This is a genomic window from Escherichia sp. KTE159 (assembly GCF_000408805.1).
Classification (GTDB): Bacteria; Pseudomonadota; Gammaproteobacteria; order Enterobacterales; family Enterobacteriaceae; genus Escherichia; species Escherichia marmotae.
Map to the genome: position 1 here is coordinate 2,448,881 of NZ_KE137292.1, position 24,073 is coordinate 2,472,953.

22 protein-coding genes, 1 rRNA gene and 2 other annotated features are annotated in these 24,073 nt (G+C 50.8%); of the genes, 8 read left to right on the forward strand and 15 right to left on the reverse strand.

Translation table 11 applies throughout. The annotated features are described in order from the left end of the window. Positions 1–8: 8 nt before the first annotated feature. The 10 genes from recO to rseD all read right to left on the reverse strand — a co-directional run bounded on the left by recO (position 9) and on the right by rseD (position 8,433). A complete protein-coding gene (recO, locus tag A31E_RS10025; RefSeq protein WP_000399390.1) occupies positions 9–737 on the reverse strand; it encodes a DNA repair protein RecO in 729 nt (242 codons plus the stop codon). Between the two features lie 11 nt (positions 738–748). Beyond that, positions 749–1,654: a GTPase Era gene (gene era, locus A31E_RS10020; protein WP_000020738.1), complete on the reverse strand. Its 906-nt coding sequence runs from the start codon at positions 1,652–1,654 to the stop codon at positions 749–751. Next, positions 1,651–2,331, reverse strand: coding sequence for a ribonuclease III (rnc, locus tag A31E_RS10015; RefSeq protein ID WP_001068343.1), 681 nt, complete (start codon positions 2,329–2,331; stop codon positions 1,651–1,653). The genes era and rnc overlap by 4 nt, the downstream gene beginning before the upstream one ends. A gap of 272 nt (positions 2,332–2,603) precedes the next feature. Further along, a complete protein-coding gene (lepB, locus tag A31E_RS10010; RefSeq protein WP_000002549.1) occupies positions 2,604–3,578 on the reverse strand; it encodes a signal peptidase I in 975 nt (324 codons plus the stop codon). Between the two features lie 15 nt (positions 3,579–3,593). After that, positions 3,594–5,393 carry a translation elongation factor 4 gene (gene lepA, locus A31E_RS10005; RefSeq protein ID WP_000790174.1) on the reverse strand — a complete coding sequence of 600 codons (1,800 nt, stop codon included), beginning with the start codon at positions 5,391–5,393 and terminating at the stop codon, positions 3,594–3,596. A 197-nt stretch (positions 5,394–5,590) separates the two neighbouring features. After that, the gene (rseC, locus tag A31E_RS10000; RefSeq protein WP_016249085.1) at positions 5,591–6,070 is read right to left on the reverse strand and encodes a SoxR-reducing system protein RseC; all 480 of its coding nucleotides are present in this window, start codon (positions 6,068–6,070) and stop codon (positions 5,591–5,593) included. Continuing rightward, positions 6,067–7,023 carry a sigma-E factor regulatory protein RseB gene (gene rseB / locus A31E_RS09995; RefSeq protein WP_016249086.1) on the reverse strand — a complete coding sequence of 319 codons (957 nt, stop codon included), beginning with the start codon at positions 7,021–7,023 and terminating at the stop codon, positions 6,067–6,069. Before rseB ends, rseC begins: the two co-directional genes overlap by 4 nt. After that, positions 7,023–7,673, reverse strand: coding sequence for an anti-sigma-E factor RseA (gene rseA, locus A31E_RS09990; protein ID WP_016249087.1), 651 nt, complete (start codon positions 7,671–7,673; stop codon positions 7,023–7,025). The genes rseB and rseA overlap by 1 nt, the downstream gene beginning before the upstream one ends. A 32-nt stretch (positions 7,674–7,705) precedes the next feature. After that, complete coding sequence (gene rpoE, locus A31E_RS09985) at positions 7,706–8,281, reverse strand: RNA polymerase sigma factor RpoE (RefSeq protein ID WP_001295364.1); 576 nt, start codon at positions 8,279–8,281, stop codon at positions 7,706–7,708. Further along, positions 8,278–8,433: a rpoE leader peptide RseD gene (gene rseD, locus A31E_RS25795; protein WP_010378892.1), complete on the reverse strand. Its 156-nt coding sequence runs from the start codon at positions 8,431–8,433 to the stop codon at positions 8,278–8,280. The genes rpoE and rseD overlap by 4 nt, the downstream gene beginning before the upstream one ends. Before the next feature lie 255 nt (positions 8,434–8,688). On the opposite strand from rseD, the gene nadB reads away from it, so the two are divergent. Further along, positions 8,689–10,311, forward strand: coding sequence for an L-aspartate oxidase (gene nadB, locus A31E_RS09980; protein WP_016249088.1), 1,623 nt, complete (start codon positions 8,689–8,691; stop codon positions 10,309–10,311). Here nadB and trmN read toward each other — a convergent pair. Continuing rightward, positions 10,296–11,033, reverse strand: a complete 738-nt coding sequence (gene trmN / locus A31E_RS09975) for a tRNA(1)(Val) (adenine(37)-N(6))-methyltransferase TrmN (protein WP_010378883.1) — start codon at positions 11,031–11,033, stop codon at positions 10,296–10,298. The two genes, nadB and trmN, sit on opposite strands and share 16 nt — an antisense overlap. A gap of 131 nt (positions 11,034–11,164) precedes the next feature. Between trmN and srmB the strand changes: the two genes are divergently transcribed. Continuing rightward, entirely contained in the window at positions 11,165–12,499 is a 1,335-nt protein-coding gene (srmB, locus tag A31E_RS09970) for an ATP-dependent RNA helicase SrmB (protein WP_016249089.1), read from the forward strand. A gap of 134 nt (positions 12,500–12,633) precedes the next feature. On the opposite strand, the gene grcA is transcribed toward srmB, so the two are convergent. Beyond that, on the reverse strand, positions 12,634–13,017 hold the full coding sequence (gene grcA / locus A31E_RS09965) for an autonomous glycyl radical cofactor GrcA (RefSeq protein ID WP_000627804.1): 384 nt from the start codon (positions 13,015–13,017) through the stop codon (positions 12,634–12,636). A 303-nt stretch (positions 13,018–13,320) separates the two neighbouring features. Between grcA and ung the strand changes: the two genes are divergently transcribed. Beyond that, complete coding sequence (ung, locus tag A31E_RS09960; protein WP_016249090.1) at positions 13,321–14,010, forward strand: uracil-DNA glycosylase; 690 nt, start codon at positions 13,321–13,323, stop codon at positions 14,008–14,010. Between the two features lie 47 nt (positions 14,011–14,057). On the opposite strand, the gene A31E_RS09955 is transcribed toward ung, so the two are convergent. Further along, positions 14,058–15,095: a tRNA/rRNA methyltransferase gene (locus A31E_RS09955; protein ID WP_000997429.1), complete on the reverse strand. Its 1,038-nt coding sequence runs from the start codon at positions 15,093–15,095 to the stop codon at positions 14,058–14,060. A 206-nt stretch (positions 15,096–15,301) separates the two neighbouring features. On the opposite strand from A31E_RS09955, the gene trxC reads away from it, so the two are divergent. The 5 genes from trxC (at position 15,302) to A31E_RS09930 (ending at position 21,016) form a co-directional block, all read left to right on the forward strand. After that, positions 15,302–15,721: a thioredoxin TrxC gene (trxC, locus tag A31E_RS09950; RefSeq protein WP_001098736.1), complete on the forward strand. Its 420-nt coding sequence runs from the start codon at positions 15,302–15,304 to the stop codon at positions 15,719–15,721. Between the two features lie 68 nt (positions 15,722–15,789). Further along, entirely contained in the window at positions 15,790–16,488 is a 699-nt protein-coding gene (tapT, locus tag A31E_RS09945) for a tRNA-uridine aminocarboxypropyltransferase (RefSeq protein WP_001516900.1), read from the forward strand. A 31-nt stretch (positions 16,489–16,519) separates the two neighbouring features. Beyond that, positions 16,520–19,180: a peptidyl-lysine N-acetyltransferase PatZ gene (patZ, locus tag A31E_RS09940; RefSeq protein WP_016249091.1), complete on the forward strand. Its 2,661-nt coding sequence runs from the start codon at positions 16,520–16,522 to the stop codon at positions 19,178–19,180. A gap of 113 nt (positions 19,181–19,293) precedes the next feature. Continuing rightward, entirely contained in the window at positions 19,294–20,649 is a 1,356-nt protein-coding gene (gene pssA, locus A31E_RS09935) for a CDP-diacylglycerol--serine O-phosphatidyltransferase (protein ID WP_016249092.1), read from the forward strand. Between the two features lie 43 nt (positions 20,650–20,692). After that, positions 20,693–21,016, forward strand: coding sequence for a YfiM family lipoprotein (locus A31E_RS09930; protein ID WP_001516903.1), 324 nt, complete (start codon positions 20,693–20,695; stop codon positions 21,014–21,016). Here A31E_RS09930 and kgtP read toward each other — a convergent pair. Continuing rightward, positions 21,013–22,311, reverse strand: coding sequence for an alpha-ketoglutarate permease (gene kgtP, locus A31E_RS09925; RefSeq protein WP_016249093.1), 1,299 nt, complete (start codon positions 22,309–22,311; stop codon positions 21,013–21,015). The genes A31E_RS09930 and kgtP overlap by 4 nt on opposite strands. 358 nt (positions 22,312–22,669) lie before the next feature. Then, positions 22,670–22,785 (reverse strand): 5S ribosomal RNA (rrf, locus tag A31E_RS09920). A 109-nt stretch (positions 22,786–22,894) separates the two neighbouring features. Further along, positions 22,895–23,767, reverse strand: a sequence feature (23S ribosomal RNA rRNA prediction is too short). Positions 23,768–23,797: 30 nt separating this feature from the next. Continuing rightward, positions 23,798–24,031, reverse strand: a sequence feature (23S ribosomal RNA rRNA prediction is too short). Positions 24,032–24,073 lie beyond the last annotated feature (42 nt).

Here is a 24,073-nt window from a genome sequence, read left to right on the forward strand (position 1 = left end):
AATCCTCATCAGTCATTAAATGTTTTCACTGTCCGCTTAGGTATAAACTGCCGGAACAGTTCCCTGCTTTTTAAAGGTTTACCGCCAAGATAAGGCTTAAGGGCCATACGGGTAAAGCGTTTCGCGGCGCGCAATGTGTCTGCGTCAGGAAATTCCCGCGCATGTAACGCTTTCAACTGCCGTCCGGTAAAGGTTTTATTGTCGATAACCACACTGGCGATAAATCCTTTTTCTTCGCGGTAACGATACGTCATGTTGTCATCCACCGGCTCACCGCTACCTGCGCAATGGGTAAAATTGACGCCATAACCCAGATGCCCAAGGAGCGCCAGTTCAAAACGACGCAACGCCGGTTCTGGCGTACCTGTGATCCCTGCCAGTGCCTGGATACAATGCAAATAATCGAAAAAAAGTTCCGAAAAGCGTGTTTCGTATTCCAGTACGCGGGAGAGGAGTTCGTTGATGTAAAGCCCGCTGTAAAGCGTGATACCGCTTAGCGGCAGTGCCAGCGAGACGGCTTCAGCACTGCGCAGCGTTTTGACTTCACCGCGCCCGCCAAAACGAAGCAAGAGGGGGGTGAAAGGCTGCAATGCGCCTTTCAGGGTAGAACGTTTTGAACGTGCGCCTTTAGCAACCAGACGCACGCGTCCCGATTCCTCCGTGAAGACGTCCAGCATCAGGCTGGTTTCGCTCCAGGGACGACTATGCAGTACGAATGCGCGCTGCCAGCCTTCCATCGGTGTAACTCTTAGAGATCGTCAACGTAACCGAGACTACGCAGTGCGCGTTCATCGTCGGCCCAACCAGATTTCACTTTCACCCATAGCTCAAGGTGGACAGGCGCTTCGAACATTTCTTGCATGTCTTTACGCGCTTCAATACCGATGGTTTTGATCTTGGCCCCTTTGTTGCCAATTACCATCTTCTTCTGCCCTTCACGCTCAACGAGAATCAAACCGTTGATGTCATAACCACCGCGCTCATTGGTGACAAAACGTTCGATCTCCACGGTTACAGAGTACGGCAGTTCTGCACCGAGGAAACGCATCAGCTTTTCACGAATGATTTCAGAGGCCATAAACCGCTGCGAACGATCGGTAATGTAATCTTCCGGGAAGTGATGCGTCGCTTCTGGAAGGTGTTTGCGTACAATTGCCGCGATAGTGTCGACGTTTAGCCCAGTTTCGGCTGAGATTGGCACGATATCGAGGAAATTCATTTGGCTTGCCAGAAACTGTAAGTGCGGCAGTAGATCGGCTTTCTCCTGCACGTTGTCTACTTTGTTCACCGCGAGAATCACCGGCGCTTTACCGTCACGCAGCTTGTTGAGCACCATTTCATCGTCCGGCGTCCAACGGGTGCCTTCAACGACAAAAATAACCAGCTCAACGTCGCCAATGGAGCTGCTTGCCGCTTTGTTCATCAAGCGGTTAATGGCACGCTTCTCTTCCATATGCAGGCCCGGGGTATCAACGTAGATCGCCTGATACGCACCTTCAGTATGGATACCCACAATACGGTGACGTGTAGTCTGCGCCTTGCGGGAGGTGATGGAGATTTTCTGCCCTAACAGTTTATTCAACAATGTGGATTTGCCAACATTCGGACGTCCGACGATGGCAATAAATCCGCAGTAACTTTTATCGATGCTCATTCCAGCTCCAGTTTTTTCAACGCCTGTTCGGCGGCAGCCTGTTCAGCCTTACGACGGCTTGAACCTGTGCCAACCACCGGTTCGCTCAGGCCGCTAACCTGGCAGTGGATCGTAAATTCCTGATCGTGCGCTTCGCCACGTACCTGGACCACCAGATAAGTTGGCAGAGGCAGATGGCGCCCCTGCAAATATTCCTGCAAGCGCGTTTTCGGATCTTTTTGTTTATCGCCCGGACTAATTTCGTCCAGACGAGTTTGATACCAGTTAAGGATTAATTTCTCGACAGTCTGAATATCGCTGTCGAGGAATACGCCGCCAATTAATGCTTCAACGGTGTCAGCAAGAATTGACTCGCGACGAAATCCACCGCTTTTAAGTTCACCCGGCCCTAAACGCAAGCACTCGCCTAACTCAAATTCACGAGCCAGTTCTGCCAACGTATTACCGCGTACCAGCGTGGCGCGCATCCGGCTCATATCCCCTTCATCCACTCGCGGGAAACGGTGATACAACGCATTAGCGATAACGTAGCTTAGAATAGAGTCGCCTAAAAATTCCAGACGCTCGTTATGTTTACTGCTGGCACTGCGGTGAGTTAATGCCTGCTGCAGCAGTTCCTGATGATTAAAAGTGTAGCCCAGCTTCCGTTGAAGCCGATTAATTACGATGGGGTTCATGCGATACCAATAAATAAATGCGTCAACAATTCAGCACACGAAACAGACCTGATATGCAGGGTTCTGCTAACAGCTTTTCAGCAGTTTCAGTTGACCTGTATATGGGGACCAACGCTGTTTCGTGTGCCGTGGCGACCAGAAGGCGCCAACCTGAAACTTCGGGGGAATATTCTATACACAACGACAAGGGATGTCGTTAGCCACGGGAGATTTATCTCATAAATAATTCACGTTGCCACCATAACAGTGACAACGTGAACGGATAACGACAATTAGTGAATGCCGCCGATGCGACTTAAACGAACGCCAGTTGGCCATTCGCCTTCCTGTTTATCGAAACTCATCCAGATAGCCGTCGCCCGACCCACCAGGTTAGCTTCTGGCACAAAACCCCAGTAACGACTGTCCGCGCTGTTATCGCGGTTGTCACCCATCATGAAGTATTGGCCCGGCGGGACAATCCAGGTTGCCAGTTGTTGCCCTGGCTGCTGGTAATACATCCCTACCTGGTCCTGAGCGATAGGTACTGTCAGGATGCGGTGTGTAACATCACCCAGTGTCTCTTTACGTTCAGAAAGACGAATACCGTTTTCTTTAGTTTCGTTTTTCGGCACTTCAAAGAATCCGCTGGTCGCTTCCCCACCATTACGACGAGAGAAGGTTTGAACAAAATCGCTCGGCTCCACGTTGGAATACGTTACCGGTAGCGCGTTTTCACACGCCTGACCGGAACTGCATCCAGGTTGAATAGTCAGCTCTTTCGCAACCGGATCGTAAGTGACTTTATCGCCCGGTAAGCCAACCGCACGCTTGATGTAATCAAGCTTTGGATCTTCCGGGTATTTAAAGACCACAATATCACCACGTTTCGGATGGCCGGTTTCGATCAGCGTTTTCTGGTAGATAGGATCTTTAATACCGTAGGCAAATTTCTCCACCAGAATGAAGTCACCGATTAACAGAGTCGGCATCATCGAACCTGACGGGATCTGGAACGGTTCATAAATAAATGAACGCACAATTAACACTAGTGCCAGCACCGGAAATACAGAAGCACCGGTTTCCAGCCAACCTGGTTTTGGCGCAACTTTTTTCAGCGTAGCTTTATCCAGTGAGTCTCCAGCAGCCGCCTGCGCTGCTGCCTGACGTTCCCGCCGTTTAGGTGCGAAAAAGAATTTATCCACGCACCATAAAATGCCCGTCACCAGTGTGGCAATCACCAGAATCAGGGCAAACATATTCGCCATGCCAACTCCTAAAGATTATTTGTTGTCTTTGCCGACATGCAGAATGGCGAGGAACGCTTCCTGCGGCAGCTCGACGTTACCGATCTGCTTCATGCGTTTCTTACCTTCTTTCTGCTTCTGCAGCAGCTTTTTCTTACGGCTGATATCGCCGCCATAACATTTGGCCAGTACGTTTTTACGAAGCTGCTTCACGGTGGAACGCGCGATAATGTGCGTACCAATCGCTGCCTGAATGGCAATATCAAACTGCTGGCGTGGGATTAGATCTTTCATCTTCTCCACCAGCTCGCGACCACGGTTTTGCGAATTATCACGGTGGGTGATCAACGCCAGCGCATCGACACGTTCACCGTTGATTAAAACGTCAACACGCACCATGTCGGAAGCCTGGAAGCGTTTGAAGTTGTAATCCAGAGACGCATAACCACGCGAGGTAGATTTCAGGCGATCGAAGAAGTCGAGCACCACTTCCGCCATCGGGATCTCGTACGTCAGCGCCACCTGATTACCGTGGTAAACCATATTGGTCTGTACACCACGTTTTTCTACGCACAGCGTAATAACGTTACCGAGATATGCCTGCGGCAGCAGCATGTGACATTCCGCGATCGGCTCACGCAGTTCGTAGATGTTATTCACTGCTGGCAGCTTAGACGGGCTGTCGACGTAGATAACTTCTTTCCCCGTAGTTTCTACTTCATACACTACTGTCGGTGCCGTGGTAATCAGGTCAAGATCGTATTCACGTTCCAGACGTTCCTGAATGATCTCCATATGCAGCAGGCCGAGGAAGCCGCAGCGGAAGCCAAAGCCCAGCGCTGTAGAACTTTCCGGCTCGTAGAACAGAGAGGCATCGTTCAGACTCAATTTGCCCAGCGCGTCGCGGAAGGCTTCATAGTCGTCGGAACTTACCGGGAACAAACCGGCATAAACCTGAGGTTTAACTTTCTTAAAGCCTGGCAGCGCTTTTTCTGCCGGATTACGCGCCAGCGTTAAGGTATCGCCTACTGGTGCACCGTGAATATCTTTAATCGCACAAACCAACCAACCTACTTCACCACATTTCAGTTCAGTACGATCAACTTGCTTCGGCGTGAAAATACCCAGGCGGTCGGCGTTATAAGTCTGCCCGGTACTCATGACTTTCACTTTATCACCCTTACGCAGGGTGCCGTTTTTAATACGGATAAGTGAAACAACGCCCAGGTAGTTGTCGAACCAGGAGTCGATAATCAGTGCCTGCAATGGGCCTTCTGGATCTCCCTCCGGCGGCGGAATGTCACGCACCAGACGTTCCAGTACATCCTGCACACCAACACCTGTTTTTGCCGAGCAACGCACTGCGTCGGTAGCGTCGATGCCGACGATATCTTCGATTTCTTCCGCAACGCGTTCAGGATCGGCTGCTGGTAAGTCAATTTTGTTAAGTACCGGCACCACCTCGAGGTCCATTTCCATCGCGGTGTAGCAGTTTGCCAGGGTTTGCGCTTCTACGCCCTGCCCTGCATCGACCACTAACAATGCACCTTCACAAGCAGCCAGCGAACGGGATACTTCATAGGAGAAGTCCACGTGACCCGGGGTGTCGATAAAGTTAAGTTGATAGGTTTCGCCATCGGACGCTTTATAGTCCAGCGTCACGCTCTGCGCTTTGATAGTAATACCACGCTCACGCTCAAGATCCATGGAATCGAGAACCTGTGCCTCCATTTCACGGTCAGACAGGCCACCGCAGATCTGGATAATACGGTCAGACAGCGTCGATTTACCGTGGTCAATGTGAGCTATGATCGAAAAGTTACGTATATTCTTCATAAAGTATGATTATTGTGCCTTAATGCCCGGTTAACCAGGCTTTTAGAAGTCGCTGTTCTGAGCTTAACGTCTGTATTAATAGAAACGCCGCATTCTACACTACAACATTGAGGCGAGGAAATGTTCATACCGTATGGATTGTGGTATCTGGAAACGTCCTCGCATTTGTTATGCAAAATACAATAAAGCCAGTGAAATCACTGGCTCGCGTCTTCCGAAGATGCTTCATATCGCACAAGGCCAGGCGGCAATGCCACACTTAAGATGATCGGTTGCCATTCTGTTCGGGCGGCAAACTTACGTGAGTATCCTCGCGCAATCAGGAATCCACCAACGCCGCCGAGGATTGCTCCGCATAATGCTGCAATATCTGAAGCAAAGAGTAGCTGAAATAACGAAGCGACAAGGAATAATCCCACCAGCGGCGACATATAAACCAATAATGCGGAGCTAAGCAGGCTGCTTTCAGCGATTCCCAATTCAACTTTCTGCCCCGGCACTAACGGTTCATCACAGGATACGACGATGGTATGTGTGGTTTGCGGGCCTAGTTTATTCAACACGCGACTGCCGCAACCTGCGCGGGAAGCGCAACTGCTGCATGAAGCTTTAACATCGCAACTGACCAGCGCCTGCCCGTTTTGCCAGGAGACGACAGTAGCCCACTCTTTGATCATTCCGCTGCCCCAAACTTAATATTCTCGGCAATTCGTTTCGCCGTTTGCGGTGGCAGTTCACCAACAATGGTGATTTCCGCGTTGTCGCGTATGCTGGTGCTGACTGTTCGGCGTCCGGTTCGCAACATCTGATCGGTACTGGATGGCGTAGCGCGGTTAACGTTTACCGAGAAGCTGAACAACCCGTCGGAATAGAGACGCGATTCGATGGGCATGTTATCCATCGTCGGTAACGGACGTCGACTGCTGGAAACTTCGCTAAAGCCCTGTGGCAACCAGGTTGGAGTCCAGTTAAATTTGGCTTTCTCACCAACAGGTACAGAAAGCAGAGGCGGCAAGTTTGCCTTCGCCAGTGTCTGCATACTGTTGCTGATATCCTGATTAACGTTGAAAGCGATCACGCGGAATTGCTCCAGTGTCTCACCATCGCGATCAAGGAGATCAACCCGCATCGGTAATTTCGATTCGGTGTCCATCCACACGATGTAGCTGTAGCGTGTGCCATCACGGGCTACCACGCGGATTACCTCACATAAGCGGTCAGCAATACGGGTGCGCCCCACAGAGATAAAGTCGTAGTAAGGAGAAAGGCGTTTGAAATCGGTATAGATGAGCGATGGCAGAGAATCAACAATGTAATCGCCATTAAGAGTGAACGGTTCAAGACCCGGTTCAAAGTAGCTGATTTCATTGCCGCGCTGTACCACTTCCCGGCGCGGGCCATCCATTTGCAACAACTGTGCAAGAGGACGGTTATCGAGGCGTGCATGTCGATAACGCAGAGACTCAACACCTTGTTTATTGATGCTGATGAATGACAGCTCGTAATTCAGTGACTGGCTAGCCAGGTTCATCTGCTGTAATAACGCCCCGGACGCGGGAGTGGCCGAGGCGTTAGCAGAGAATAACAGGCTACCTGTCACTAATGACATGGCAAACCAAAGTTGCTTCATTACTGCGATTGCGTTCCTAAAGTTTGAATTCCTGGCACCTGTACAGCGGCTTGCTGTGTCTGTGCCTGCTCAAACTGAAGCTGTTCGGAGTGGAGTCGACGTTGCAATTCGTAATCCTGCAACATGGCATTAATGCGACGACGCTGCTCCTGTACCTGCTGCTGTTGACCATTGTTCGCGGTCGCTTCAGAAGGTACTCCCAGGCTTACCGGACTGGCTTTACCCATCATCGGCAGAGTATTAAATACCGGTGTTTCGGGCTGCTGGGACGTTTCAGATTGTCCATTATAGTGCTGGACGCCAACGATAACTGCAAGCGATACGCATGCCGCTACACCCATTTGGGTGAGCTGTGCCGCCCACGGACGAACTTTCTGCCAGAATGGCATTCTCTGCCATTGATGCGGCGCAGGCTGAGCCTCTGGGATCAATATCGTCGGTTGGCGAACGGGCTCTTCTTCAATGGCGGCCATCACGCGTGAAGAGATATCGAAATGGAGTACCTCGGGAGTATCACCCCGCATAGAGTCACGGATTAAGTGATAATTTTCCCAGGTTTTCTGCATCTCCGGGTTGTGAGCCAGTTCGTTAAGCAGCTCACTATCCAGCGTTTCGCCATCCATTAAAGCGGAAAGTTGTTCTTTCTGCATGCCTAATACCCTTATCCAGTATCCCGCTATCGTCAACGCCTGATAAGCGGTTGAACTTTATTATCAATAGCTTCCCTCGCTCGGAAGATACGTGAACGCACCGTACCCACCGGACAATCCATGATAGCGGCTATCTCTTCATAGCTCAGGCCATCCAGCTCCCGCAAGGTTATTGCCATGCGTAAATCTTCCGGGAGGGACTCAATAGTTCGGAAAACTATCTGTCTCAGTTCTTCTGACAACATTAAGTTCTCAGGGTTCGAAATTTCTTTCAGCGCGCCGCCACTTTCGAAGTTTTCTGCTTCAATGGCATCCACATCGCTGGAAGGTGGACGACGCCCCTGAGCAACCAGGTAATTTTTTGCCGTATTAACAGCAATCCGATACAGCCATGTATAAAAAGCACTATCTCCCCGGAACGAATCCAGCGCACGATAGGCTTTAATAAAAGCTTCTTGTACCACATCGGGAACATCACCCGACGGCACATAGCGGGAAACCAGACTCGCCACTTTATGCTGATAGCGCACTACCAGTAAGTTAAAAGCTTTCTGATCTCCCTTCTGGACCCGTTCAACCAGGACCTGGTCCGTTAACTGCTCGCTCATCCGAGGTAAAGTCTCCCCAAACCAAATTTCCACGCGCTGTCGAAACGCCACTCCATTAGCTGCAATTTGAGCAAGCAAAAGATTAGAGTGTCTCGTTTTTGTAAAGTTCCGTAACGCATCTGTTTTTGTTTGTCATGCTGTAGACGGATCATTATCTATCATTATAAGTCTACAGAATCTGAATAACGCATTATCTGTGCAGAAATGCCCATTTAACTGCCTGAAGAGTAACCCAACGGCCTTTTTATTTCACCACCTAATCCTCCGTCGACGAGCAACTTCCCTTTTTTCCGCCTCCCAGAAACAATATGTTTAGCCATTGTAACAAACATTAAAATAGCAGGTGTTTAATTGTACAACATGATGCTATGCTGACCGGACTGTGTTTAGTAAATTAAACAACAAAAATGAATACTTTCCCTGAATATTCTTGTGATGTGTTGATTATCGGTAGTGGCGCTGCCGGGCTTTCACTGGCACTACGTCTGGCAGATAAGCATCATGTCATCGTTCTTAGCAAAGGCTCTGTTACTGAAGGCTCGACGTTTTACGCCCAGGGCGGAATTGCTGCCGTGTTTGATGAAACTGACAGTATCGATTCACATGTGGAAGATACGTTGGTTGCCGGTGCCGGAATTTGCGATAGCCATGCGGTTAAGTTTGTTGCCAGCAATGCGCGTTCCTGTGTGCAATGGTTGATCGATCAAGGGGTATTGTTTGATACCCAGGTGCAACCAAATGGGGAAGAAAGTTACCATCTGACCCGTGAAGGCGGTCATAGCCACCGCCGTATTCTTCATGCCGCCGACGCCACTGGTAAAGAAGTAGAAACTACGCTGGTGAGCAAGGCGCAGAGTCATCCGAATATTCGTGTACTGGAACGCAGCAACGCAGTCGATCTGATTATTTCCGACAAAATTGGTCTGCCGGGGACGCGACGAGTGGTCGGAGCATGGGTGTGGAATCGCAATAAAGAAGCGGTAGAAACCTGTCATGCGAAAGCTGTGGTGCTGGCAACTGGCGGCGCATCGAAGGTTTATCAGTACACCACCAATCCGGATATTTCCTCTGGTGATGGTATTGCCATGGCCTGGCGCGCCGGTTGCCGGGTTGCTAATCTCGAATTTAATCAGTTCCACCCAACGGCGCTGTATCATCCACAGGCGCGGAACTTCCTGTTAACGGAAGCTTTACGTGGCGAAGGCGCTTATTTGAAGCGCCCGGACGGCACACGCTTTATGCCCGATTTTGATGAGCGTGGTGAACTGGCTCCGCGCGATATTGTTGCCCGCGCTATTGACTATGAAATGAAACGCCTCGGCGCGGATTGTATGTTCCTGGATATTAGTCATAAGCCTGCGGATTTTATTTGTCAGCATTTCCCGATGATTTATGAAAAGTTGCTGGGTCTGGGTATTGATCTCACTAAAGAGCCTGTGCCGATAGTACCTGCTGCGCACTATACTTGCGGCGGTGTAATGGTGGATGACTATGGGCGTACTGATGTTGATGGGCTGTATGCGATTGGCGAAGTGAGCTACACAGGATTACATGGCGCTAACCGAATGGCCTCTAACTCATTGCTGGAATGTCTGGTCTACGGCTGGTCGGCGGCGGAAGACATTGAAAGACGGATGCCTTATGCACGTGGCGTCAACCGCTTGCCGTCATGGGATGAAAGCCGCGTTGAGGATCCTGACGAGCTGGTGGTGCTCCAACATAACTGGCATGAGCTGCGTCTGTTTATGTGGGATTACGTCGGTATTGTGCGCACAACAAAGCGCCTGGAGCGTGCCCTGCGACGGATCAATATGTTGCAGCAGGAAATAGACGAATATTATGCCCACTTTCGGGTGTCGAATAATTTACTGGAACTGCGTAATCTGGTGCAGGTTGCCGAGTTAATTGTTCGCTGCGCGATGATGCGCAAGGAGAGTCGGGGCTTGCATTACACGCTGGACTACCCGGAGTTGCTCACGCATTCCGGTCCGTCGATTCTCTCGCCTGGCCATCATTACATAAACAAATAAAAAGCCTGGGTCAGCGCCGTATACGCTTCAGAATAGTTCTGGTCTGGCCCACGAATCACTAACCGATCGCTAAAGTATTCCCCCGCCAGTGGGGAGAATGCCAGTAGCACCCGATGCGGTAATCGAGCCTCGTTTTCCGCCACGTCCGTCCGTAAACGTAAATGCCATCCCATGCTTAATGCCAGTTCAGTAAAACCATTACCAATCTGCTCCGGCAGCACCACGCAGAAAAATCCCTCTTCGGTAATGCATTCTGCCGCACAAGTAAGCAACGTCTGGTGATCCAACGTAGTGGTATAGCGCGCCTGTTCCCGTTGCGGCGTCGCGCACTCAACCCCCTGCTGATAATACGGCGGGTTACTGATAATTAAGTCAAAACGCGCGGCCTGCTGGGTTATCCACTGCTGAATATCCGCCGTATGGATATTAATCCGCTCTGCCCACGGGGACTGCGCGATATTTTCCTGCGCCTGAGCCGCTGCCTCACTTTCCAGTTCAACTGCATCAATCATCACGCTGTCATCAGTTCGTTGCGCCAGCATTAGCGCCAGTAGCCCGCTACCACTGCCGATATCAAGGCAGCGTTTTACCCCTGCCACAGGAGCCCATGCGCCCAGTAAAATTCCATCCGTTCCCACTTTCATCGCACAGCGATCGTGCGCGACAAAAAACTGTTTAAAAGTAAATCCATTACGACGAAGCACGGATGTAGACTGTGACATGAAAATAAAACCTTGCTGTAAAAACGGCGATAGCACCGGGTAAGAACAATACCTGAGAAGCGATATCCATACAAACAGATGAAGATTGCAGCCGTAACGTCTATAATCAGCGCCCCACACAGAGGTAGAACATGACTGTAACGACTTTTTCCGAACTTGAACTCGACGAAAGCCTGCTGGAAGCCCTCCAGAATAAAGGTTTCACTCGCCCGACCGCCATTCAGGCTGCCGCCATTCCGCCTGCGCTCGATGGCCGTGATGTACTCGGTTCTGCGCCGACAGGCACCGGTAAAACGGCGGCGTATCTGCTGCCAGCGTTGCAGCACCTGCTCGATTTCCCGCGTAAGAAATCCGGTCCACCGCGTATTTTGATCCTCACCCCAACTCGCGAACTGGCGATGCAGGTGGCCGATCATGCCCGTGAACTGGCGAAACATACACATCTGGATATTGCCACCATCACCGGCGGCGTGGCCTATATGAACCACGCGGAAGTGTTCAGCGAAAACCAGGACATCGTGGTCGCCACGACCGGACGTCTGCTGCAATACATAAAAGAAGAGAACTTCGATTGCCGCGCGGTTGAAACACTGATCCTTGACGAAGCAGACCGTATGCTGGATATGGGCTTCGCCCAGGATATCGAACATATTGCTGGCGAAACTCGCTGGCGTAAGCAAACCCTGCTCTTCTCAGCTACGCTGGAAGGCGATGCCATTCAGGATTTTGCCGAACGTCTGCTGGAGGATCCGGTGGAAGTTTCTGCTAATCCATCCACCCGTGAGCGCAAAAAGATTCATCAGTGGTATTACCGTGCCGATGACCTTGAGCATAAAACTGCGTTGCTGGTACATCTGTTAAAACAGCCGGAAGCGACTCGCTCAATCGTATTTGTGCGCAAGCGTGAGCGTGTGCATGAACTGGCAAACTGGTTGCGCGAAGCAGGCATCAACAACTGCTATCTCGAAGGTGAGATGGTACAAGGCAAGCGTAATGAAGCGATTAAGCGTCTGACTGAAGGTCGCGTAAACGTGCTGGTTGCCACCGACGTTGCCGCACGTGGTATCGACATTCCGGATGTCAGCCACGTCTTTAACTTCGATATGCCGCGCAGTGGCGATACCTATTTGCACCGAATCGGGCGTACCGCTCGCGCCGGTCGTAAAGGGATCGCGATTTCACTGGTTGAAGCCCATGACCATCTGCTGCTGGGCAAAGTTAGTCGTTATATTGAAGAGCCGATTAAAGCTCGCGTTATTGATGAGTTACGCCCGAAAACGCGTGCGCCAAGCGAGAAACAGACGGGTAAACCATCGAAGAAAGTCCTGGCAAAACGCGCCGAGAAGAAAAAGGCTAAAGAGAAAGAGAAGCCACGGGTGAAAAAACGCCACCGCGATACCAAAAATATTGGTAAGCGCCGCAAACCAAGCGGAACAGGCGTGCCGCCGCAAACGACAGAAGAGTAAAAATAATGCCGGGTTTTATCCCGGCATTATTTTTGTCTATAGATAACCACCAGCCTGACTGATGGTTATCTATATAGACAAAAAGCGGAAGAGGTCACCCTCTTCCGCTTCTGTAATATCTTGCTACTTAAGCCTTACAGGCTTTCAGTAAAGGTACGAGCGATAACGTCGCGCTGCTGTTCCGGAGTCAGAGAGTTGAAGCGAACTGCATAACCGGATACACGGATAGTCAACTGCGGATATTTTTCCGGATGCTTAACAGCATCTTCCAGAGTTTCGCGACGCAGAACGTTTACGTTCAGGTGCTGACCACCTTCCACGCGAACTTCTGGTTTAACTTCTACTGGAACTTCACGGTATTCAATATCACCCAGTTTGCTTACTGCAACCACTTCGTCTTCTGCAAATCCTGCTTTCGCAACGATGCAACGCGCTTCGCCTTTTTCGCTGTCCAGCAGCCAGAAAGAGTTCAGCAGATCGTCATTAGCGGCTTTAGTAATCTGGATACCTGTAATCATGTGATGCCTCCCCGGCAAAATTATTTGATTTGTCAGCCTGTCGCGGCCAATTGGTAAAACCATTGTTGCTTGAGTGTATATATACTCCTCAAACACCCTTGATTCTTTGATTTAAATCAATAAAAACCACACAGCAAGCGTGGTCGCAAATAGATTTTATTGTTTTACATCAACTTATGCGGGTGTGAAATTTTACCAATTTACATTTTTTTGCACTCGATTATGTCTAAAAAATGAGCTTGATTTTGTTCTGTAGAAAGAAGCAGTTAAGCTAGGTGGATTGAAGATCCGCAGGAGAGCGAGATGGCTAACGAATTAACCTGGCATGACGTGCTGGCTGAAGAGAAGCAGCAACCCTATTTTCTTAATACCCTTCAGACCGTCGCCAGTGAGCGGCAGTCTGGCATCACTATCTATCCGCCACAAAAAGATGTCTTTAATGCCTTCCGTTTTACTGAGTTGGGCGATGTCAAAGTTGTGATTCTCGGCCAGGATCCTTACCACGGACCTGGACAGGCACATGGTCTGGCATTTTCTGTTCGTCCCGGTATTGCGACACCGCCGTCACTGCTGAATATGTATAAAGAGCTGGAAAATACCATCCCAGGCTTTACCCGCCCGACGCATGGTTACCTGGAAAGCTGGGCGCGCCAGGGCGTGCTGCTGCTCAATACCGTATTGACTGTACGTGCAGGTCAGGCGCATTCCCACGCCAGCCTCGGCTGGGAGACGTTCACCGATAAAGTCATCAGCCTGATTAATCAGCATCGCGAAGGCGTGGTGTTTTTACTGTGGGGGTCGCATGCGCAAAAGAAAGGGGCAATTATAGATAAGCAACGCCATCACGTACTGAAAGCACCGCATCCGTCGCCGTTATCGGCCCATCGTGGATTCTTTGGCTGTAACCATTTTGTACTGGCAAATCAGTGGCTGGAACAACGTGGCGAGAAGCCGATTAACTGGATACCTGTATTACCGGCAGAGAGCGAGTAAATTTGCGGGAAAATGCCGGATGGCAGAACTGCCATCCGGCTGATTTATCAGGCTTTATTCTGACGCCACCATTCACCAAGCAGAACACCCGTTGCGACAGAGATATTCAGACCAGCAACATTGCCAGTACCGTCAATCTTCACTCGCAGATCGTTTGGATCACGCGCAGCATCTGGTAACCCTTCATATTCCTGCCCCAAAACCAACACCATTTTCGCTGGCAAACTGGTTTTGAACAGTGGTTGGCCCTGTTCGCTGGAAGTGGTCACCACGGTGTAACCCGCCTGACGGAAATCATCCAGCACATTGACAATGTTGTCGCCAGTAATCGGTTGCACATGCTCTGCGCCACCTTCTGCGGTACGGATAGCCGCACCCGATTCCAGCAACGCCGCATCCTGCACAACAACACCTTTCACGCCGAAGTGCGCACAGCTACGCATCATCCCGCCCAGATTATGTGGGTTAGATTCATTTTCCAACGCCAGTACGCAATCCTGTGCACCTGCCTGGCTTACCCACTGCTGCACGGTTGTGCCGTTGCGCTTTTTGATCAGGAAGCAAACGCCGCCGTGATGTTCCGTGCCTGACGCTTTTGCCAGCTCGGCTTCATCTACCACGTGGTACGCTTTGCGGTTTGCCGCCATCCAGCGCAATGCTTCTTTAAAACGCGGCGTTACACTCTGGATAAACCAGGCGCGAACAATCGCTTCCGGACGGCTCTGGAACAGTGCCTGACATGCGTTTTCGCCGTAGACGCGGGTTTCTTCCGCACGCTGACGACGCAACACTTCCGGATCAATAAAACTTTTACCACTGATGCCACCGTGATCGGCCTTTTCCGGTGCCTCATCACCCGGCGCGCGGGAAACAGTTCGCCACGGCGACTCTTCCCACTTGCGGTCACGGGGCTGACTCTGTTTGTCATCGCGGGCGGGGCGACGGCCACCGTCGGCACGAGATTTTCCTGGACGCCCGCCCCCTTTCCCGGTTCGCGGGTTGTGGGTTCGTTTATCAGAATCATCATCACTGCGGACATACATCACTTTGACCTTGCCGCTTTTGCTTTTCATTTCATCGTTCATGCTTTTCTCCACCAGCGCTGCGCGAAGCGCGCAGATTACCCGAAGTGCGCGCGGTTCGCCATGATTTCGTTCCAAAGCCTGCGACTATCATACCCATTGAATAAAACAGATTGTTGTCTGGAACAATGCCCTCGATAATATGTAACATATTAGAAACATACCGGCGTCGTTGCCGATAAGTCTCCTTACTCATCCCGAGGTTAGTTATGAATACCGTTTGTACCCATTGTCAGGCCATCAACCGCATTCCCGACGAACGGATTGACGATGCGGCAAAATGCGGACGCTGCGGTCACGACCTGTTTGACGGAGAGGTGATTAATGCGACCGGTGAAACACTCGACAAATTGCTGAAAGACGATCTGCCTGTGGTGATCGACTTCTGGGCACCGTGGTGCGGCCCTTGCCGTAACTTCGCACCGATTTTTGAAGATGTTGCACAAGAGCGTAGCGGTAAAGTGCGTTTTGTAAAAGTGAATACCGAAGCTGAACGTGAATTAAGCAGTCGCTTTGGTATTCGCAGTATTCCGACGATCATGATTTTCAAAAATGGTCAGGTTGTCGACATGCTTAACGGCGCAGTGCCGAAAGCACCGTTTGATAGCTGGCTGAACGAATCTCTTTAATCTTATCGGGGCGCATCTTGTGCCCCGTTTTCTCCTCTGCGACAATGGCATTTTTTCGACGCTCTCTTATGACCGAAAACGCTGTTCTCCAGTTACGCGCCGAGCGTATTGCGCGCGCAACACGTCCTTTTCTTGCCCGTGGTAATCGCGTTCGTCGTTGCCAACGCTGCCTTTTGCCAGAGAAATTATGCCTCTGTTCAACCATCACCCCAACGGAAGCAAAAAGCCGCTTTTGTTTGCTGATGTTTGACACCGAGCCAATGAAACCCAGCAATACTGGACGTTTGATTGCCGATATCTTGCCAGATACCGTCGCGTTTCAATGGTCACGTACCGAACCATCGCAAGAACTGCTGGATCTGGTGCAAAACCCGTATTATCAGCCAATGGTGGTTTTTCCTGCCTCATATGCGGATGAGCAACGAGAAGTGATCTTTACGCCTCCTCCTGGTAAGCCACCGCTATTTATCATGCTCGATGGCACCTGGCCGGAAGCGCGGAAGATGTTTCGTAAAAGTCCGTATCTGGATAATCTTCCCGTCATTTCCGTCGATCTTTCGCGTTTGTCTGCCTATCGCCTGCGTGAAGCTCAGAGTGAAGGCCAATATTGCACCGCTGAGGTAGCCATCGCACTTTTAGATATGGCGGGTGACACCAAAGCCGCAACGGGCTTAGGCGAGCATTTCACTCGCTTTAAAACGCGCTATCTGGCAGGAAAAACGCAACATCTGGGTAGTATCACAGCAGAACAGTTAGAAATCGTTTAAAATCATTCGGTCACTTCTGCGGGAGACCGGTATGAGTCAGCGAGGACTGGAAGCACTACTGCGACCAAAATCGATTGCGGTAATTGGCGCGTCGATGAAACCCAATCGCGCAGGTTACCTGATGATGCGTAACCTGCTGGCTGGAGGCTTTAACGGACCGGTGCTGCCGGTGACGCCAGCCTGGAAGGCGGTACAGGGCGTGCTGGCATGGCCAGACATCACCAGTTTGCCTTTTACTCCTGACCTCGCAGTGCTATGTACTAATGCCAGCCGCAATCTTGCTCTTCTGGAAGAGCTTGGAGAGAAAGGCTGTAAAACCTGCATTATTCTTTCTTCACCGACATCACAACACGAAGACCTACGCGCCTGCGCTCTGCGCCATAACATGCGCCTGCTTGGACCAAACAGTCTGGGATTACTCGCTCCCTGGCAAGGGCTGAATGCCAGCTTTTCGCCAGTGCCAATTAAGCGCGGCAAGCTGGCGTTTATTTCACAATCGGCTGCTGTCTCCAACACCATCCTCGACTGGGCGCAACAGCGTGAAATGGGGTTTTCATACTTTATTGCGCTCGGTGACAGCCTGGATATCGACGTTGATGAATTGCTCGACTACCTGGCACGCGACAGCAAAACCAGCGCCATCTTGCTCTATCTCGAACAATTAAGCGACGCACGACGCTTTGTGTCGGCTGCCCGTAGTGCCTCGCGAAATAAGCCGATTCTGGTGATTAAAAGCGGACGTAGTCCGGCGGCGCAAAGATTGCTGAACACCACAGCGGGTATGGATCCGGCGTGGGATGCAGCTATTCAGCGTGCCGGTTTGTTGCGAGTGCAGGACACCCACGAACTGTTTTCGGCGGTGGAAACCCTTAGCCACATGCGTCCGTTGCGTGGCGACCGGCTGATGATTATCAGCAACGGTGCTGCTCCTGCCGCACTGGCGCTGGATGCCTTATGGTCGCGCAATGGTAAACTGGCAACGTTAAGTGAAGAGGCCTGCCAGAAACTACGCGATGCCCTGCCAGAACATGTAGCAATCTCTAACCCGCTTGATCTACGCGATGACGCCAGCAGCGAGCACTATGTCAAAACGCTGGATATTCTGCTCCACAGCCAGGATTTTGATGCGCTGATGGTTATCCATTCCCCCAGCGCCGCTGCGCCTGCCACAGAAAGCGCACAGGCATTAATTGAAGCAGTAAAACATCATCCTCGCAGCAAGTATGTCTCTCTGCTGACTAACTGGTGCGGCGAACACTCCTCGCAAGAGGCGCGACGTTTATTCAGTGAAGCCGGGCTTCCGACCTATCGCACACCGGAAGGAACTATCACCGCTTTTATGCATATGGTTGAGTACCGTCGAAACCAGAAGCAGTTACGCGAAACACCGGCGTTACCCAGCAATCTGACCTCCAATACCGCAGAAGCGCATATTCTGCTACAGCGGGCCATTGCCGAAGGAGCGACATCGCTCGATACCCATGAGGTTCAGCCAATCCTGCAAGCATATGGCATGAACACGCTTCCCACCTGGATTGCCACTGACAGCACCGAAGCTGTGCATATTGCAGAACAGATTGGTTATCCGGTGGCGCTGAAATTGCGCTCGCCGGATATTCCGCATAAATCGGAAGTTCAGGGCGTGATGCTCTATTTACGTACGGCTAATGAAGTCCAGCAAGCCGCGAACGCTATTTTCGATCGGGTAAAAATGGCCTGGCCGCAGGCACGGATCCACGGCCTGTTGGTGCAAAGTATGGCTAATCGTGCTGGCGCTCAGGAGCTGCGTGTAGTCGTGGAACACGATCCGGTTTTTGGGCCGTTGATCATGCTTGGTGAAGGCGGTGTGGAGTGGCGTCCTGAAGATCAAGCTGTCGTGGCGCTGCCACCGCTGAACATGAATCTGGCTCGCTATCTGGTCATTCAGGGAATCAAAAGTAAAAAAATTCGTGCACGCAGCGCACTGCGTCCACTCGACATCGCGGGCTTAAGCCAGTTACTGGTGCAGGTTTCCAACCTGATTGTCGATTGCCCAGAAATTCAGCGGCTGGATATTCACCCTTTACTGGCTTCCGGCAGTGAATTTACCGCGCTGGATGTCACGGTGGATATTGCACCGTTCGAAGGCAATAACGAAAGTCGCCTTGCTGTGCGCCCGTACCCACATCAGTTAGAAGAGTGGGTAGAATTAAAAAACGGCGAACGTTGCTTGTTCCGCCCGATCTTGCCGGAAGATGAGCCACAACTTCAGCAATTCATTTCGCGAGTCACCAAAGAAGATCTTTATTACCGTTACTTTAGCGAGATCAACGAATTCACCCATGAAGATTTAGCTAACATGACGCAGATCGACTACGATCGGGAAATGGCGTTTGTGGCTGTACGGCGTATTGATCAAAAAGAAGAGATCCTTGGCGTCACTCGGGCGATCTCCGATCCTGATAACATTGATGCCGAATTTGCCGTACTGGTGCGCTCGGATCTCAAAGGGTTAGGCTTAGGTCGACGCTTAATGGAAAAGTTGATTACCTATACGCGAGATCACGGACTGCAACGTCTGAATGGTATTACGATGCCAAACAATCGTGGCATGGTGGCGCTGGCCCGCAAGCTCGGGTTTAACGTCGATATCCAGCTCGAAGAGGGGATCGTTGGGCTGACGCTAAATCTTGCCCAGCGCGAGGAATCATGAGTAAGGTACTGGAAATGTTGACCACTTAATCGGGACTGGTGTTATTATTGCCCGCTTATGTCGTCTGCATTGCACAGAGGACCCTTCAATGAACAGAGAAGAAATGCACTGTGATGTTGTCAAAATTTAAGCGTAATAAACATCAACAACACCTTGCCCAACTACCCAAGATTTCTCAATCAGTTGATGATGTCGATTTTTTTTACGCTCCCGCCGACTTCCGGGAGACACTGCTGGAAAAAATAGCCAGCGCGAAGCAGCGCATTTGCATTGTCGCCCTGTATCTTGAGCAGGATGACGGTGGCAAAGGCATTCTGAGCGCGTTGTATGAGGCTAAACGGCAGCGTCCGGAACTGGATGTGCGGGTGCTGGTCGACTGGCATCGTGCACAACGTGGGCGCATTGGCGCTGCGGCATCTAATACCAATGCTGACTGGTACTGCCGCATGGCGCAGGAAAACCCGGGCGTAGATGTTCCGGTTTATGGCGTTCCGATCAATACCCGTGAAGCCCTGGGCGTTCTGCACTTTAAAGGCTTTATCATCGACGATAGCGTACTTTATAGCGGTGCCAGCCTGAACGATGTTTACCTGCATCAGCATGATAAATACCGCTACGACCGCTATCATCTGATCCGTAACCGTAAAATGTCAGACATTATGTTTGAATGGGTTACACAGAATATTATGAATGGTCGCGGTGTTAACCGTCTGGATGATATTCACCGTCCGAAAAGCCCGGAAATCAAAAACGATATCCGCCTGTTCCGCCAGGAGTTGCGTGATGCTGCTTATCATTTCCAGGGCGATGCCGATAACGATCAACTCTCCGTAACGCCATTAGTGGGTCTGGGAAAATCGAGTCTGTTGAACAAGACTATTTTCCATCTTATGCCGTGTGCCGAGCAAAAACTGACCATCTGCACACCATACTTCAACCTACCGGCCATCCTCGTGCGCAATATCATCCAATTGCTGCGCGAAGGGAAAAAAGTCGAAATTATTGTCGGTGATAAAACCGCAAATGACTTCTACATTCCGGAAGATGAACCTTTCAAGATTATCGGCGCACTGCCGTATCTCTACGAGATTAATCTGCGTCGTTTCCTGAGCCGTTTGCAGTATTACGTCAATACTGACCAGTTAGTGGTCCGGTTATGGAAAGATGACGACAATACCTATCACCTGAAAGGGATGTGGGTTGATGATAAGTGGATGCTGATCACCGGTAATAACCTGAACCCTCGCGCCTGGCGTCTGGATCTGGAAAACGCCATTTTGATCCACGATCCGCAACTGGAGCTTGCGCCGCAGCGTGAGAAAGAGTTGGATCTGATCCGCGAGCATACCACTATCGTTAAGCACTACCGCGATCTGCAAAGTATTGCCGATTATCCGGTGAAGGTTCGCAAGCTTATCCGTCGCTTGCGTCGTATCCGTATCGACCGATTAATTAGCCGTATCCTGTAATTTGAACCCCGTCCTGTACGGGGTTTGTTTTTTGGAGGCCACGTTGCGTATTCTTTTTGCCTGTTCGCTATTGTTGCTTTCTGGTTGCAGCCATAGGGCTAACGATGGCTGGAGCGGACAGGATAAAGCGCAACACTTTATCGCCTCGGCAATGCTTTCAGCGGCAGGAAATGAATATGCACAGCATCGGGAGATGAGCCGCGACCGCAGCGCCATGTTCGGGTTGATGTTCTCTGTAAGTCTGGGCGTGTCAAAAGAGCTGTGGGATAGCCGCCCCGAAGGGAGCGGCTGGAGCTGGAAAGATTTTGCCTGGGACGTAGCCGGTGCCACCACCGGTTATACGGTCTGGCAAATGGCTCATCACTAAAGACGCATCCCCTTCCCTTTATGATGTAGCATCAAAGAAACCAGAAACGCGACTACGGCCATCAATGTCACATACCAGAAGAATGCCGTTTCCATTCCTATCGATTTTAGCGACAACGCCACATACTCCGCTGAGCCACCAAATATGGCATTCGCGACCGCATATGACAGACCAACACCTAATGCGCGAACCTGTGCCGGGAACATTTCCGCCTTCAGGATCCCACTAATTGAAGTGTAAAAACTCACAATCAGCAGGGCACACATCACCAAACCAAAAGCCGCATAAGGTGAGGAGACGTTCTGCAATGCCGAAAGAATGGGGACGGTAAAAATAGCGGCCAGAGAGCCGAAACATAACATTGAAGTCCGACGGCCAATCTTATCCGACAATGCTCCAATTATCGGCTGGATGAGCATAAATACAAACAGCGCCGCCGTCATAATGCCGCTTGCTACGTTGGCGTGCATACCCGCAGTATTCACCAGATACTTCTGCATATAGGTGGTGAAGGTATAGAAACAAAGAGAACCCGCAGCCGTAAAGCCGAGAACCATGATGAATGCACGGCGATTGCGCCATAATCCCTTCATTGAACCCGCTTCTTTTAGAGCTCGCGTTTCTTGTTGCGAAGTTTCATCCAACTGACGACGTAACCATAACGCCACAACGGCTAACACCGCGCCTAATGCAAAGGGAATACGCCACCCCCACTCTCTAAGCGCGATATCTTCCATTGTATGCTGTAAAACCACCACAACCAACAATGCCAGAAGTTGCCCGCCTATCAACGTGACATACTGAAATGAAGCGTAAAACCCTTTGCGTCCTTCTACTGCAACTTCACTCATATAGGTGGCGCTGGTGCCATATTCTCCACCTACAGATAATCCCTGGAATAAACGCGCGAGAAGTAACAACGCCGGAGCCCAGGTGCCAATTGTTTCATAGCCTGGCAAGCAGGCTATGACCAGTGATCCAAAACACATCATACATACCGATAGCAGCATCGATTTCTTGCGGCCATGTTTGTCAGCAATACGACCAAATAACCAGCCGCCTATTGGACGCATCAGGAATCCTGCGGCAAAAATACCGGCAGTTTGTAGTAGTTGAGTGGTTGTGTTATCTGAAGGGAAGAAGATGTGGGCGAAATAGAGGGAACAAAATGAGTAGACATAGAAATCGAACCACTCAACCAGGTTACCTGATGAGGCCCCTACAATTGCCCAAATGCGGCGACGAGTATCACTACTTGTCAGTTTGCCGTCTGCCGTTACAGTGTTTTCTGCCATGCCATTATTTCTCCTGCCATAATCCGATGCTTTTGTCGGTTGTTATTTATTTTTTAGTAAGACAAATGTTATACATTTGTTATTTTGCTTGCACAACCATAACTGAGAATTTAGTTAGCAGAAGAATAATTATTGCGGATATTAAGGATGGATTGCAGGTGAGGCGATCGTATGGAAGCGGACAGGTTGGGGAAACCGTATCCGCTACTGAATCTGGCGTATAGGGGGGAATAATGCGCTGCTGACCCCTACCGTAACCCTGCGCAGGACAGATAAGGCTCGCCAGCATCGCATCCGGCATTTTTCCGCACCAGCGCAAAAAGGCCATCCTTACGGATGGCCTTTCGCTTTATTTGATGCCTGGCAGTTCCCTACTCTCGCATGGGGAGACCCCACACTACCATCGGCGCTACGGCGTTTCACTTCTGAGTTCGGCATGGGGTCAGGTGGGACCACCGCGCTATCTCCGCCAGGCAAATTCTGTTTATTAACCCGCTTATCGCCGGTTAATCTAATCTGTATCAAGCTGATATTGATGTCTTTCTTCCGCCAAAACATCTTCGGCGTTGTAAGGTTAAGCCTCACGGTTCATTAGTACCGGTTAGCTCAACGCATCGCTGCGCTTACACACCCGGCCTATCAACGTCGTCGTCTTCAACGTTCCTTCAGGAGACTTAAAGTCTCAGGGAGAACTCATCTCGGGGCAAGTTTCGTGCTTAGATGCTTTCAGCACTTATCTCTTCCGCATTTAGCTACCGGGCAGTGCCATTGGCATGACAACCCGAACACCAGTGATGCGTCCACTCCGGTCCTCTCGTACTAGGAGCAGCCCCCCTCAGTTCTCCAGCGCCCACGGCAGATAGGGACCGAACTGTCTCACGACGTTCTAAACCCAGCTCGCGTACCACTTTAAATGGCGAACAGCCATACCCTTGGGACCTACTTCAGCCCCAGGATGTGATGAGCCGACATCGAGGTGCCAAACACCGCCGTCGATATGAACTCTTGGGCGGTATCAGCCTGTTATCCCCGGAGTACCTTTTATCCGTTGAGCGATGGCCCTTCCATTCAGAACCACCGGATCACTATGACCTGCTTTCGCACCTGCTCGCGCCGTCACGCTCGCAGTCAAGCTGGCTTATGCCATTGCACTAACCTCCTGATGTCCGACCAGGATTAGCCAACCTTCGTGCTCCTCCGTTACTCTTTAGGAGGAGACCGCCCCAGTCAAACTACCCACCAGACACTGTCCGCAACCCGGATCACGGGTCCACGTTAGAACATCAAACATTAAAGGGTGGTATTTCAAGGTCGGCTCCATGCAGACTGGCGTCCACACTTCAAAGCCTCCCACCTATCCTACACATCAAGGCTCAATGTTCAGTGTCAAGCTATAGTAAAGGTTCACGGGGTCTTTCCGTCTTGCCGCGGGTACACTGCATCTTCACAGCGAGTTCAATTTCACTGAGTCTCGGGTGGAGACAGCCTGGCCATCATTACGCCATTCGTGCAGGTCGGAACTTACCCGACAAGGAATTTCGCTACCTTAGGACCGTTATAGTTACGGCCGCCGTTTACCGGGGCTTCGATCAAGAGCTTCGCCTTGCGGCTGACCCCATCAATTAACCTTCCGGCACCGGGCAGGCGTCACACCGTATACGTCCACTTTCGTGTTTGCACAGTGCTGTGTTTTTAATAAACAGTTGCAGCCAGCTGGTATCTTCGACTGATTTCAGCTCCACGAGCAAGTCGCTTCACCTAC

What these genes read in the sequence shown, in the direction of transcription:
- era (WP_000020738.1), bottom strand. Translation starts at nt 1,654, where the DNA reads ATGAGCATCGATAAAAGTTACTGCGGATTTATTGCCATCGTCGGACGT.
- trxC (WP_001098736.1), top strand. Translation starts at nt 15,302, where the DNA reads ATGAATACCGTTTGTACCCATTGTCAGGCCATCAACCGCATTCCCGAC.
- kgtP (WP_016249093.1), bottom strand. Translation starts at nt 22,311, where the DNA reads ATGGCAGAAAACACTGTAACGGCAGACGGCAAACTGACAAGTAGTGAT.
- rseB (WP_016249086.1), bottom strand. Translation starts at nt 7,023, where the DNA reads ATGAAGCAACTTTGGTTTGCCATGTCATTAGTGACAGGTAGCCTGTTA.
- nadB (WP_016249088.1), top strand. Translation starts at nt 8,689, where the DNA reads ATGAATACTTTCCCTGAATATTCTTGTGATGTGTTGATTATCGGTAGT.
- rseC (WP_016249085.1), bottom strand. Translation starts at nt 6,070, where the DNA reads ATGATCAAAGAGTGGGCTACTGTCGTCTCCTGGCAAAACGGGCAGGCG.
- ung (WP_016249090.1), top strand. Translation starts at nt 13,321, where the DNA reads ATGGCTAACGAATTAACCTGGCATGACGTGCTGGCTGAAGAGAAGCAG.
- pssA (WP_016249092.1), top strand. Translation starts at nt 19,294, where the DNA reads ATGTTGTCAAAATTTAAGCGTAATAAACATCAACAACACCTTGCCCAA.
- rnc (WP_001068343.1), bottom strand. Translation starts at nt 2,331, where the DNA reads ATGAACCCCATCGTAATTAATCGGCTTCAACGGAAGCTGGGCTACACT.
- tapT (WP_001516900.1), top strand. Translation starts at nt 15,790, where the DNA reads ATGACCGAAAACGCTGTTCTCCAGTTACGCGCCGAGCGTATTGCGCGC.
- A31E_RS09955 (WP_000997429.1), bottom strand. Translation starts at nt 15,095, where the DNA reads ATGAACGATGAAATGAAAAGCAAAAGCGGCAAGGTCAAAGTGATGTAT.
- rseA (WP_016249087.1), bottom strand. Translation starts at nt 7,673, where the DNA reads ATGCAGAAAGAACAACTTTCCGCTTTAATGGATGGCGAAACGCTGGAT.
- lepA (WP_000790174.1), bottom strand. Translation starts at nt 5,393, where the DNA reads ATGAAGAATATACGTAACTTTTCGATCATAGCTCACATTGACCACGGT.
- grcA (WP_000627804.1), bottom strand. Translation starts at nt 13,017, where the DNA reads ATGATTACAGGTATCCAGATTACTAAAGCCGCTAATGACGATCTGCTG.
- trmN (WP_010378883.1), bottom strand. Translation starts at nt 11,033, where the DNA reads ATGTCACAGTCTACATCCGTGCTTCGTCGTAATGGATTTACTTTTAAA.
- rpoE (WP_001295364.1), bottom strand. Translation starts at nt 8,281, where the DNA reads ATGAGCGAGCAGTTAACGGACCAGGTCCTGGTTGAACGGGTCCAGAAG.
- rseD (WP_010378892.1), bottom strand. Translation starts at nt 8,433, where the DNA reads ATGATCCGTCTACAGCATGACAAACAAAAACAGATGCGTTACGGAACT.
- srmB (WP_016249089.1), top strand. Translation starts at nt 11,165, where the DNA reads ATGACTGTAACGACTTTTTCCGAACTTGAACTCGACGAAAGCCTGCTG.
- recO (WP_000399390.1), bottom strand. Translation starts at nt 737, where the DNA reads ATGGAAGGCTGGCAGCGCGCATTCGTACTGCATAGTCGTCCCTGGAGC.
- patZ (WP_016249091.1), top strand. Translation starts at nt 16,520, where the DNA reads ATGAGTCAGCGAGGACTGGAAGCACTACTGCGACCAAAATCGATTGCG.
- lepB (WP_000002549.1), bottom strand. Translation starts at nt 3,578, where the DNA reads ATGGCGAATATGTTTGCCCTGATTCTGGTGATTGCCACACTGGTGACG.